We start from the raw sequence: 12506 nt of genomic DNA on the forward strand, positions 1-12506 counted from the left end.
GTGTCAAAGCCTGGTAACGCGTTGCAGCCCTTTCTTCTATGCTTTGCTTTACTTGTTTCTCTTCCGTTACCATTTCACACCAGCGAAAGACATTTTCAGTACGGTAAAACACGGAATTGTTCTCCTTCACAGTAAATTTATATGGCAACTCCAATGGTAACATATAAAATTTAGTTTTACAATGTAAGCAACAAATAAAACTTGGCAATCGGAGGATACTAAAATGACTCATTTCTTGGAAACGTACAGCGAACAGCCCAACGAACTGACACCCGCTCAAGTAGCCAAAATTTTGCACTGTACACAAATGATGCTCTACAAGATGTTTTCCTCGCCAGACTGTGAATTGGAATATTATCGAGTTGGCAATCGATATTGGATAACAAAGGCCTCTTTACAAACTTACATAGTAAATCACCGCAATAAACGATTCCCAAAAGGAGAATAAAATGTCCCGTTTTTCTGTAACTACTGCTATTTTTGAAGAGACGGAAACGCATTCAGAATACAGTCTCCACCTAATACTGGACGACGGCATTCCAGATGTACTAGTGAATCAAGTTTTTCTCTTAAAGTCTCAGCGTAATAAAAAGAGAAATAGCCTCGTACGAGAAGCCACTTCCTGCTTATATCAATGGGCTATTTTTGCCAATTATATTTGGGATGAAAATAACATTGACTATATAAATGCAACTTCTTCGGACATTCTGAATTTTCTCTATTTTTTATCCGTGGAAAAAGGTATGCACAACAATAATATCGATTTATATATAAACACCATCGCTAGGGTTTATGAAAATCTCGCAATAAAGAACATTCCTTTGGATAAGAGCTTGTTTTGTCCGTTGCCTGAAATGGCGATTAGTGGTGGTCTCCGAGCAAATCGCCGCTCACTTACATATATTTCTAAAATGCGGAATTTGCTTCCACATGAAAATAGTCAACCTGCCTCCATGCCATCCTATTGCAAATGGTATACAAGTTCTCAGATAGATGCTTTGCATAGCAATCTCCGCCTAGATTACGCATGTATGTTTTTAATTTCAGTTTATACCGGAATGCGTGCTTCCAGTGTTTTGTCTCTTCATCTTGATTCGTTTGATGCAAGAAAAAGAACTCTTACTGAAAGGAGAAGCAAAACCGGACAAGTTCATACTTGTATTATTCCTCAGTCATTGGCCAACAAACTCACAACATATATTATTGAAATGCGCAGTATGTATATGAGTTCTTCAGAAATTTTGTTTATCCAAAAAAATGGTTCTCCCGTGTCCTACAATGCATATCGCAAGGCACTCTCCGTTGCTGCAGAAAAAGCGGGCTTTACAGAACCCGTTCACACCCATGCAGGTCGGTCTACATTTTTAGCCAATCTCCGCTCATATCAACTTCGCGAACGCAGACTCGGTCATGAGACCTTTTCTGATTCCGATATATGCCTTTTAATGGATTGGTCTTCCTTAAAATGCTTGTACAACTATGACCTTCTCACACGCATCCAAGAGATATCTCCTATGATGGGTACACTACAAAAGGAAATCTATAGCACAGCACAAACCCAAACCACCGTTTCGACAAAAAATGAGTAAGTATATGACTGTTTCTTATCTTTCCTCCCATTCAGTTTCAAAAAATTCCACAACTTTTCTCATTAACGGAGTTGAGGTAACCATCTTCAGACAGAATGGCTCAAAATCACTTCAACTGAACGCAGGTTCCGCCCCCTTGCTTGAGGAAATGCTAGATAATCTGTCCAAACAATTGAAAGCTGATGCACCTATTTTTGATTTTTTTCAAGTCGGATATATTACAGGCTTACGTTTAATCAACGCTTGTTTACACGATGAATTTGTCGCTTATTTCCAAAGGAAGAGGAGTAAATATCCATACCCTAATGGCAAAAGAAGATTTGATTGTTTTTTGAATCAAATCGTAGGTGCCAAATCAGGCACCTCCTATATTCACCAGTTCAAAAAATTTCCCTTTCTACAAGAACTCTACGATATATTTGAAAGTGTTTCAATTTCACCAGATACATTTAGAGATTCACCAGAGTATAAAAAGATTTCTGACTCCCCTTCAATCGAATTTAAAGGATATTCCGAGAACCGACTTCACATTGTATATATCGTAAACGGACAGGATGTTTTCCTTTCGTGTAAAAACAAAGTAGCTCCCGTTTCCACTTGGGAGCTACACCAAGATTGCATCCATGTAAAAGAAGCGCTGCTCACTCATCAGAATATCAAGCCGTTTATCAAAAAATATGGAGGAAAATTCACTTACGAAATTCTAAATATTATTGGCCCAGACGAGCTTCTTGATTATTTCAAAAATATAGTTGCATCTAGTATCAAGAAGCGTCTTCCAATTTATCCACAAAAAATCATAAAAGAATATGGCTTTTCACCCATTTTGAAAACCGATGAACCATTCGTACTGCTAGATTATTTAGAAAGGTTATCAGAAGAATCTCTTATAGAATACATTGAAACCAACGACCTTGAAATCATTCACGATGATATTTGGCTCCTATACTACATGGAACAAGGCAAAATCCATTGGGGGCGCTTTGATTTCACCCAGTTCAATGGCCCCATTCGAAAAGAAATTGTTGCTTTTATGCGGGCATGCTATCATCTTTCCTCCTGTTCTCATCTACTTCGCATCTATTATTGTCTTTGTAGGGCCATTACAGATTTAGACTCTCCAAAATCCATTCTAAGCACAGAGCTTTCCGATGCGCTTTCTTTCCGAGCCGCTCTTACTGCTGACACTTCTCTTTCTGTAGCTACAATTTCGGAGCATTTGTATTATGTTGCAATTTTTTTTGACTATACTTCTCTGTCACAAAACTATACTGGTAAAAATCCTTTCCGGACAGTAAGTGTGAAGTCAAATGCCCTATCTTTAAACCCCACATCTCCAATTTCACCGGATGAATTAAAGTCTCTTTTAGAAAGACTTTCGCTCATGCCCACATACATTCAAATCGCTATCCTCATTCTTTGCGAAACCGGTGCCCGTGCAAATGAAGTGTGTGGCGTTACCATTGACGAGTTTCACTACGAATGTGGCAGCACACCCATTTTAGATATTATCTTACGGAAAAACCGCCGTGCCCGTGCAAATAGAGGAGCGCCAACTTTTGTACGGCATAAGATTTCTGACTATTTGGCTAAGCGTATTGCTGAATATATTACCGAGCACGAAAAAGAGCGCAACGCCATTGGTACGAAACAAATTCTTGTATATACGCCTTCCACCCGAAGAACAGGAAGTTGCCGTCCTCCTGTCGTCTTGTCTTCGAGTTCTCTATCTTATTGGCTTAAAAAATTGTCAGGTTCTGATTTCGAATGTACAGCACGCATAATTCGAGCTGGAATTGGACGAGCAGCCTTTGCTGAAGGAAAGAGCGCTTCGGAAGTTGCGGCAAAATTGGGTAACTCTCCACAAATTGCTGAATCCCATTATAACTTTTTGTCACCACGCAGCGAAGCAGAACTATATGATAGATTTTATGACAGAGCCTTTTCTTTTTATTCAGATTCACATGGTATATCTTCGCTCCCTCAAGAATCCAAGGAATTATATGGAATCTGCACCAGCTCCTCCCATTCGAATTGCAACCAAAATCGTTGTGAAACTTGTCCCCAACGAATCACTTGTAAATCCACATGATTTTAATAGAAGGAGGTGGGGATTCATTGCTAGCACAGCCAAGTGAAGAGTATCCTGATATAATTGTTGTCTCCGGTAGTCTTTCAAATGTCCCCTTAATTTCAGAGGCTTCATTCAAAAAATACATAGAAATTTTAAGTCATTATTCTAATTCCGCATTCAACGACATGGAGTGGCAGGTAAAAGTACCAGAATATCACACAGAGCAAAGGCTTTCTTTTAATGCTTTCATAAATATTTCTGATAAACTCACCATGCTGGTCAAGTGCTGGGTAATTTCATTTTTTTCTCTTTCCTATTCTCTTGGGACTATTAAGTCAAAAATCGCACAAATATCCGGGTTTTTAAGTTATGTGGAAGATTCAAAAATTTCTTTTACCGGTATACGTAGGTCATTTGTTCTGACGTTTCTTTCGCAATATGTCGACTCTCCCCTGCTATACAATTCCATGGTCTGTACGATTTTAGACTTTTTGGATTTTGCTTCTCAAAATAAAATAACCTTCTCTGAAACCATCACCCTGCCGCTGTTATCTACCAGAATTAAGACTCCTGTTCGGCGCGCTCCGGACCAGTGTGTAATAGATGCACTCGACCATTTCTTTTTTACACATGATGAAATTCCTACGGACATGCGATGCGTCTACCTATTGTTACGTTTAATTCTCAATCGCATTTCCGAAGTATTAAATATGGCCATTGATTGCCTTGCGTATCCTGAAGAAGGTATTTTCACAATTTTAGTTCCGACAAGAAAGGAAACCCCATTACACCGCCCACGCATTTCAAAGTACTCTCGCAGTCTTTTAAGTCAGTATACGGCTATCCTATATTCAACACTTCAAAAGCAGCGAGAATATGCATTTGCTCATCAAAGCGACCTTCCAGAAGAATACTCAAATTTTCTTTTTATCTCATCAGAGTTTCCTACCAGATTACTTACTGCTACAGATTTTAACGCCTATCTCAAAAAAGTTTGCGAAGACAACAAAATACTAGATTCGAAAGGAGAAATTGCCCACATAACTTCCCATCATTTGCGACACATAGGTGTAGTGCAACGCCTGCAAAGTGGTATTATCACGCCTGTACAAACCAAAAACGAAGCCAATCACCTTTCGATTTCTACTACTATGGGATATGGGTATTCAAGCATGCACGATGAGAGCCTGCACACCTCTAATATCCTAAAAAACGTGTTTCAAGATGCTTTTTCCAATTCCGATGCGCAGTCATCCAGCACATTGGCTTTACCGCCAAAAAAGTATACTGCTCTGCAAAACAATCCATTTACTAGATTGATACCTGGTCTAGGTCTTTGCTCAAACACAACTTGCATACCGCGTTTTGAAAGTTGCTTACAATGCCAACATTTTATTCCTGACAAATACTACAACGATTATTTTCTGGAATGTTCTGCACTAATCAAAAAACGTTTGGATAATCTTTATAAAGACCCTCGCAAAAATGAATCCGCAATCAAATTCAACGAGAAATATCTACAATTATATAATGGAGTTATTGAAAGGATAAAAGCAAGAAATGAATCAGCATAAAAGAGCTTTAAATAAAGGACTAAGTGAATTTCAAAGTCAAAAAAGGAATCAAACACTCATTAAAATCGACGCAGCACTCCAATCGTTACACACAAAACACCTTCCAATAACAAAGGCTTCCATTGCCGATGAAATTGGATGTTCTCGTCAAGCACTTCAAAAAGATTACATCACCAAGTATCTTAGGGAACATCCTTTATATAATGCCAATATAAGCCAGAAAGAGAATTTCGAGAATAGTCAAGATTCAATTTTTTTACAGATAGAATTGGAAAAGGAACAGCAAAAACGAAGGGTTGCCGACGCCAAAATCAAAAAATTGCTCAAGCAAAATACAGAGTTGCAAGATGCCTTGCGTGACATGACAAGAAAGTACCAAAAGCTTTTAGGACGCTATCAAGCGGACATGGGACGAAAGTTCATTCATTTATAACTAGAATATATTCATTTTAACAAAAAAATGTAGCCAACCACCGCAAACCAATCTGTAAACCATTGACAGTTTTCTTGGAAATAGCATTCCTACGAAATATCTTCAATAGTTTACTTGAATAGTTTACAAGAGGTTGGCTACATTATTGTGGTGGAGCGTCCGCAACCAACGATGAACACCCTGCGCAACTGGTCAGGTCACCCTCAAGCCCCTCCTCAATCTCGTCCAGCAGGATGTCATCAATTGTGATTGGGGTGTTGCTACCGTTCAAAACCAAGATGAACCGGTCATCATACAAATATACCGCCCGGAGGAAGATATTGATGATTCCACGCTTGATGTTCTCGTCATTCTTGTCGCCTTGCCTGAGCGAGTAGAGATAAGCTCTAACCTGGGGTGTTGTCAAAGTCACCTGCTTCGCCATCTCGACAGCCAACTGTGCTTGCAGTTCCTCTTTTTCGTGCTGGCGTTTTTCAATTCGCTCAGTGATCATGTCGGCGGCCTGTCCCCGCTCCAATGCCTTCCAGAGATTTTCAATGGCGGTGTCTGCTTCCTGGATGGCAGCTTTGATGCGTTTGATGGATGCTGTGTCCCGGTTAGATTCACAGACCTCGGATACCGAGACTGCGATCCGCTCAATGTTGCTGTCTGTCAGCAACTTGCGGCACTCCAGCACGACACGATCCTCAATTTTCTCTTTACTGATGACCTTCTTTTTGCATTTGCGCCGCTTGAAATTATTGCAGGCGTAGTAGTGATAGGTCTTGCCGGATTTTCCTGTACCACCATAACCGGTCATCATCTCCCGGCAGTAGCCACAGAACAGCTTTGTGGTGAGCAGATACTCTTCCCGCCCTCTAGCTCGGGCAGGTGCTTTTTTGTTGCGATCAAGGATATAGTGGACACGCTCAAACAGCTCATCTTCAATAATACGAGGCATACCGCCCGGCGTTTCCTGGCCTTTGTAGAGGTAATACCCGATGTAACGCCGGTTGTTCAAAATGCGGTGGACGCTGTTTTTATTAAAGGGTTTGCCAAGGGAAGTCGTGAGCTTTCTGCGGTTCAAATCACGAATAATGTCTGCAACTGTTTCTCCACTGGCATACCGTTCAAAAATCTCCCGGACAATCTTTGCTTCTTCCTCATCCACATAGTACCGACGTTCGGAATCCACCTTATAGCCCAAACCAGGATTGCTGCCATTGGCCAAACACTTTTGCGCATTGATCTCCATGCCCCGGCGAATCTTTTGGGAAAGCTCCGCTGAGTAGTATTCAGCCATACTTTCCAGAACACCTTCCACCAGAATGCCGCTGGCATCATCGCTGATGTTTTCCCGCGCGGAGATCACTCGCACACCGTTCTTTTTCAGTTTTGCCTTGTTGATGGCACTGTCATATCGGTTGCGGGCAAAACGGTCAAGCTGGTAAACCAGAACACCCTCAAAGGTATGCTTGTCACTGTCGGCAATCATCCGCTGGAACTCGGCGCGACTGTCGGTGGTTCCGCTCTGGGCACGGTCGATGTACTCCCCGACAACGAGATAGCCATTGTTTCTGGCATACTCATAGCAGGTGTGGAGCTGTCCCTCAATAGATTGCTCGGTCTGGCTGTGGCTGGAGTAGCGGGCGTAGATAACAACATTCATTGTTTCGCCTCCCCAAGCATTTGCAGCAGTGTTTCCTTGAGTCGTGCATTCATAGGAGAGGCGGGGTCAAAGCACATCTCCACAAACTTCTGCATTTGGGGGTCATTCTGCTGGATTTTAGGCTTGTACTCATACAGCTTTCCCTGAGGATTATCCGTGCGTCCAAAGATATAGTCCATGGATACATCGAAATAATCCGCATACCGGGTAAGCGTTTCAAATGTCGGCGAAGCCTGGTTGAGCTCATAGCGGTTCAGGCTGGATTGCTTGACACCGACAATCTCAGCCATCTTTACCTGAGATAGCTTGACACTTTCCCTCAAGAACCGCAATCTTTCTGCTACTTCTTTCAAGAGATACACCCCCTTGTCCGTTAACTTAATTTTATCAGATAACAGGATAATATTCAACCCTATATCAACATAATATCATGGGGTCAGACCAGAAAGAAACGCAGGTCTATGCGATACTGTCCCGGAAGTCAAACATATAGGCGCAAGCAATGCGTGTGGATAGCCACACACAAGACTGGCAAGCAATGCGAGTGTTAATACACACTCACATTCCCTGCCGTCTGCTTGTTGAGGGCAGCGCCCCCAACCCCCTTTGAGCGCAGAATTTCACTCTGCGGCTGCGCGTTCTGCGAACGCTTTTTTATTTAGAATTACCCCTATGCCACGGTTCAGGACATAGGGGTAATTCTACTGCGGTTTTCTCAATTCTGAGACGGCGTTTGATAAGGCTTTCCGTCTTTATTGTAAGTCAAATTAAACACTAGATCAGACAGCCATTTTTTGAAATCGGGATTATCCTGAAACTGCTTGAACAGTTCCATATTGTCAGCCATGATGCTAAAAATAACCTGCTGCAAAGCACGCTCACTTTCAATACGAGCATTTTGCTTATCAGAGTTTTTCATAGCATTTTGATAGTGCTCATCCTTGGAGACCATAGCCGGAATCTCAAGAATTTGACGGCGGACATTATCCGCATCATTCCAATCTACGTTGCCAAACATATCATTGAATGTGGTCAAGATGGCAGATAGCAAATCCATCTCTGGCTCTTTCTTGGCTCCAATCTGACCCGTCGGTACAGGGGACACTTCTGCATCTTCATCCTGAAGCACCAGAGAGATACATTCCTTAGCCTCTAAGCGATAGCTATCCAGATCAATCGCCTCTAAAATCCCCTGTGTAAAATCATCCTCTGGCGGAGACGGCAGTTTCGGGATAAGCAGATTCAAGAAAATCGAGAGCTTTTCCCAATCAGGATTTCCATAAGGGAGAATAGCCCCCAGGAATCCATATGTACGCACAAAGGATTTGGCCGCACTTTTAAATTTGATTTGTCCGTCGACATCCAGTTCTTTGTATGCAGCAGCACAAGCATCCAGAATAGGATCAAGTCGATCCCGCTCGGCACCGTCGAGGTAGAGATTGACCAGTTTCTCTACATGATCCTGTGTGAATACCTGATACTCCTCCATCGCGGCAATCAGGTCATAGAGTTTATTGGGATCAGTTTCATCCGACAGCAATGTGGTGCGGTAGTATCGAGAAAAAGCCTCTACAATTGTGGCTGAATCATTGGCGAAGTCCAAAACAAAGGTATCGTGCTTCTGCGGATGAGCGCGATTGAGTCGAGAGAGCGTCTGCACGGCCTTAATGTCCGAAAGTGGCTTGTCCACATACATGGTGTGCAACAGCGGCTCATCGTAGCCAGTTTGGAACATATCCGCCACAATCAAGAAACGGTAGGGATCTTGCTTAAATGTCTTTTGGATTTTGTTATCCGGGAAGCCATTTAGCCCCGCAGAAGTCAATGCAGGCTGCTGACCGTGAAATTCCTTTTCGCCAGAAAACGCGATGATTGCTTTATAAGGACTATGCCGAGCAGCTAAGCATCTATTGACCGCATAGTAGTATTCAATGCACCGCTCAATATTGCTGGTGATAATCATTGCTCTGGCTTTTCCGCCGATTTTACCCTTGGCAATTACCTGTTCGTGGAAATGGCTGACCATCATTTCAGCTTTTTGTTCGACAGTAAAAGACTGATTCTCTACAAAGGCACGGAGCTTCTTTTGGGCTTTCTTCTTATCGTAGAGCGGATCGTCCTCCACGGTCTTTTTTAAGCGATAAAAGCTGTCGATAGGTGTATAGTATTTGAGCACATCCAGGATAAAGCCCTCTTGGATTGCCTGTTTCATGGTATAGACATGGAACGGGCGATGCTTGATTTTATCTCCCTCTTGGTACGGGGTTCCGAAGGTCTCCAGGGTTTTATTCTTAGGTGTGGCAGTGAAGGCGAAGTAGCTGGCGTTTTTCAGCAGCTTGCGTCCTTCACACATGGCATTGATTTTATCCTCATTATCCTGTTCTTCCTCAGAAGCCAACCCGGACAGGGCGAGGTTCATCTTTGCCGAGGTGCGCCCACTCTGACCGGAATGGGCCTCGTCGATAATGATTGCGAAACGGTTATCCTTGTGCTGTGTGCCAATGTCAGAAAGGACAAATGGGAATTTCTCCACGGTGGTAATGATAATCCGTTTTCCAGCCTGAATTGCCTTTCTCAGATCACTGGAATGTTCCGCCCACGCCACGGTGCTGCTCACCTGCATAAACTGCTTGATGTTATCCCGAATTTGCTTGTCCAGAACTACTCGGTCTGTAACGACGATAACACTGTCCACAAGCAGCTCGCCATCGTCCGATTCCAGCCCTATAAGCTGATGGGCCAGCCAGGTGATTGAGTTGGACTTTCCAGAACCGGCACTGTGCTGAATGAGATACCGCTGTCCAATACCGTTTGCCTTCACATCCGCCAGCAACCGCTCTACCACATCCAGCTGGTGGTATCGAGGAAACACCTGAGTATATGTTTTCTTTTTGGTGTCCGGGTCTTCCTTTTCCACCACTTGGGCGTAGTTTTCAATAATGCGGGCCAGCTTCTGCTTGGTCAGAATGTCCTTCCAGAGATAATCGGTCATCATGCCTTTTGGATTGGGCGGATTCCCCGCTCCATCCTTATATCCCTTGTTGAACGGGAGGAACCAACTGGCTTTTCCGTCCAGCTTGGTACAGAACTTGATCTGCGCATCGTCAACCGCAAAATGAACCATGCAGCGTTTGAACTGAAACATCAGTTCTTTGGAATCGCGGTCATGCTGGTACTGATAAACGGCATCGTCCACATTCTGCTTGGTGAGCTGGTTTTTCAGCTCAAATGTAATGACCGGCAGACCGTTGATAAACACGCATAGATCCAAGGCCAGCCTTGTGGCGTCCTTGGAGTACATCAGCTGGCGGGTTACACTAAAAATATTCTGCTCGAACATCTTACGGGCGGCCACATTTTTGGCGGTGGGGGTCAAGTAGAACATGACCAAATCCACCGGATACACCTTGATTCCCTTGCGCAGGACATCTATGATTCCACGTTTGGCAATTTCACCTTGCAGACGATTGAGAAACTGCTGCTTTTTTTGCTCACTTTTGAACACGCCCAGCTTGTCCATCGCATCGCCCTGTGTGGACTGCAAAAAGCGAAACAGGCGTGTTTCGTCAATCGCATAGTCGCGGTTATAGTCGGCATTGGTACCCTGCTCATATCCGTTGTGGTTGACCAGCCAATCCACGATTAAAGTTTCAATGCCAGATTCTTTTGTGTTGGTTGGCATAGTGTCACCTCGTTTTGTTTAGAATGGTAATTCATCATCAGGAATTGCGACTGCAATTGTAGACAGTTTTGATATGATATTTTGCAGTATAAGTTCCTTCGTTTCCATGCTGTAAGACTCATACCACGTTAAAAAGGCTTTTACCGCTTCGCAGGGAATACCAACACTATTGTCATACCTGTACGAACACGAAACCACACTGCTAATAACATCTGCATTCTTTTGGATGTACTCTTCAAAAATATTGCTTTGTAATGCCTTTTGTAATTTCTCGCTAAATGATTCCGGCGAAGTATTAAATTGGCGTTCTGATGTGTACTGTGTCAAAGATTTGTATAAGTTATCAACAAAGGAATGATAGATCTTCTTATCTTCCTCTGAGATATTGAGTGCCACAAACCCACGCTTGCTGATAGCTTTTCGGATTTCTTCAAAGCTGGAGTATCTATCCTCCGGTTTTTTCTGCATCATCTTATCGAGAATGCTTTGATAAGAAAAATTCATCTCATCAGGATGCTCCGCTTCTCTCATCAGGCGATTAAGTAGCTCCGCCAAATAAAACATATCTGTCAGAGATGTATATTCTTTGTCGTAATATTCCTGCGGTAATGTATCAGCATTGCGCCTGTTGATTTGCGAACGCAAACTATCATCAGCTTGTGTCGACTCAACAAGTTTTCCAATTCCAAAATCAATTACTTTAACCGTACCTGACTTATCAATCATGATATTTCCTTCGCGGATGTCACGATGAATGACATGGTGTTTTTCCATATACGCAAAGGCATAGATCAACTGAACAAAAATATTATCAGGCGTCGGGTCATCGCACAAAATCGAATCAAGTTCTTCATATTCACTTAGATATTTATCGATCGTTTTTCCGTCTATAAATTCCATCAAAATATATCCTCTATAAATATTCTCATAAGCATAGTAGTTATAGATGCGGACGATATTTCTGTGATTAAGTTTATAGAGTATTTTGATTTCATCAAGGAAGTTCTTGTAAAATTGCTCCCTTATTTCGTCATATTCTGGCTCATACTTTTTTGCAACAAAGAGTTCGTCAATATACGGATCTTTCAAAACAACGGTTTTGCCAAATGATCCGCCGCCCAGATCATTATTAACCATGATATAGTCTTTTTGTTTGACAAACTCAATAATATCTCCATTTTGCTTCTCAATGGCCATTATTCCACCTCCATCTCGTCCTCTGGTTCTTCGGCGTCATCTGCCAGTTCCTCGACTAACTCAAAATCCGGCACATCAATGCTCCGCACATCAATCTGGCCTGTGGCAACATCAGAAATCAGACGAGTACGGAGTTCATGCAACAGCTCAATTTCTCTGTTTAAGGCGTTCTCAAGTGCCGCAGTCTTTTTAGCCTGAGCGCCGATATATTGCATGATTTCTTTTTGTTCCTCGATGGGCGGTACAGGAAGATAGATCGTATAGAAATCGTCTGTATAGAGCCGCCAAAATCCTTCGATAATACCACGC

Annotated in this window: 9 protein-coding genes; 4 read left to right on the forward strand and 5 right to left on the reverse strand. The window is 42.6% G+C overall.

What is annotated here, in order from left to right:
• Nucleotides 1-449 precede the first annotated feature (449 nt).
• Genes H6B10_RS07725 through H6B10_RS07740 form a run of 4 tightly spaced genes read left to right on the forward strand, consistent with a single transcriptional unit; the run spans nt 450 to nt 5670 of the window.
• Entirely contained in the window at nt 450-1589 is a 1140-nt protein-coding gene (locus H6B10_RS07725) for a tyrosine-type recombinase/integrase (RefSeq protein WP_204651064.1), read from the forward strand.
• 4 nt (nt 1590-1593) lie between these two features.
• Complete coding sequence (locus tag H6B10_RS07730; protein ID WP_204651065.1) at nt 1594-3681, forward strand: hypothetical protein; 2088 nt, start codon at nt 1594-1596, stop codon at nt 3679-3681.
• Nucleotides 3682-3707: 26 nt separating this feature from the next.
• Complete coding sequence (locus tag H6B10_RS07735; RefSeq protein ID WP_204651066.1) at nt 3708-5237, forward strand: tyrosine-type recombinase/integrase; 1530 nt, start codon at nt 3708-3710, stop codon at nt 5235-5237.
• Nucleotides 5224-5670 carry a hypothetical protein gene (locus H6B10_RS07740; protein ID WP_204651067.1) on the forward strand — a complete coding sequence of 149 codons (447 nt, stop codon included), beginning with the start codon at nt 5224-5226 and terminating at the stop codon, nt 5668-5670. The genes H6B10_RS07735 and H6B10_RS07740 overlap by 14 nt, the downstream gene beginning before the upstream one ends.
• 142 nt (nt 5671-5812) lie before the next feature.
• On the opposite strand, the gene H6B10_RS07745 is transcribed toward H6B10_RS07740, so the two are convergent.
• The 5 genes from H6B10_RS07745 to H6B10_RS07765 all read right to left on the reverse strand — a co-directional run.
• Complete coding sequence (locus H6B10_RS07745; protein WP_204651068.1) at nt 5813-7318, reverse strand: recombinase family protein; 1506 nt, start codon at nt 7316-7318, stop codon at nt 5813-5815.
• Complete coding sequence (locus H6B10_RS07750; protein ID WP_204651069.1) at nt 7315-7671, reverse strand: helix-turn-helix domain-containing protein; 357 nt, start codon at nt 7669-7671, stop codon at nt 7315-7317. Before H6B10_RS07750 ends, H6B10_RS07745 begins: the two co-directional genes overlap by 4 nt.
• A 362-nt stretch (nt 7672-8033) precedes the next feature.
• The gene (locus H6B10_RS07755; RefSeq protein ID WP_204651070.1) at nt 8034-11000 is read right to left on the reverse strand and encodes a type I restriction endonuclease subunit R; all 2967 of its coding nucleotides are present in this window, start codon (nt 10998-11000) and stop codon (nt 8034-8036) included.
• An 18-nt stretch (nt 11001-11018) separates the two neighbouring features.
• Nucleotides 11019-12197 carry a protein kinase domain-containing protein gene (locus tag H6B10_RS07760; RefSeq protein ID WP_204651071.1) on the reverse strand — a complete coding sequence of 393 codons (1179 nt, stop codon included), beginning with the start codon at nt 12195-12197 and terminating at the stop codon, nt 11019-11021.
• Nucleotides 12197-12506: restriction endonuclease subunit S (locus H6B10_RS07765; RefSeq protein ID WP_204651072.1), on the reverse strand; the 310-nt coding region annotated here is incomplete at its 5' end. The genes H6B10_RS07765 and H6B10_RS07760, both read right to left, overlap by 1 nt.

The organism is Gemmiger formicilis (assembly GCF_016901605.1).
GTDB classification, from domain to species: Bacteria; Bacillota; Clostridia; order Oscillospirales; family Ruminococcaceae; genus Gemmiger; species Gemmiger formicilis_B.

Bases quoted from the DNA above. Each gene is read 5' to 3' on its own strand.
- H6B10_RS07740 (WP_204651067.1), top strand. From the start codon at position 5,224: ATGAATCAGCATAAAAGAGCTTTAAATAAAGGACTAAGTGAATTTCAA.
- H6B10_RS07730 (WP_204651065.1), top strand. From the start codon at position 1,594: ATGACTGTTTCTTATCTTTCCTCCCATTCAGTTTCAAAAAATTCCACA.
- H6B10_RS07755 (WP_204651070.1), bottom strand. From the start codon at position 11,000: ATGCCAACCAACACAAAAGAATCTGGCATTGAAACTTTAATCGTGGAT.
- H6B10_RS07725 (WP_204651064.1), top strand. From the start codon at position 450: ATGTCCCGTTTTTCTGTAACTACTGCTATTTTTGAAGAGACGGAAACG.
- H6B10_RS07745 (WP_204651068.1), bottom strand. From the start codon at position 7,318: ATGAATGTTGTTATCTACGCCCGCTACTCCAGCCACAGCCAGACCGAG.
- H6B10_RS07760 (WP_204651071.1), bottom strand. From the start codon at position 12,197: ATGGCCATTGAGAAGCAAAATGGAGATATTATTGAGTTTGTCAAACAA.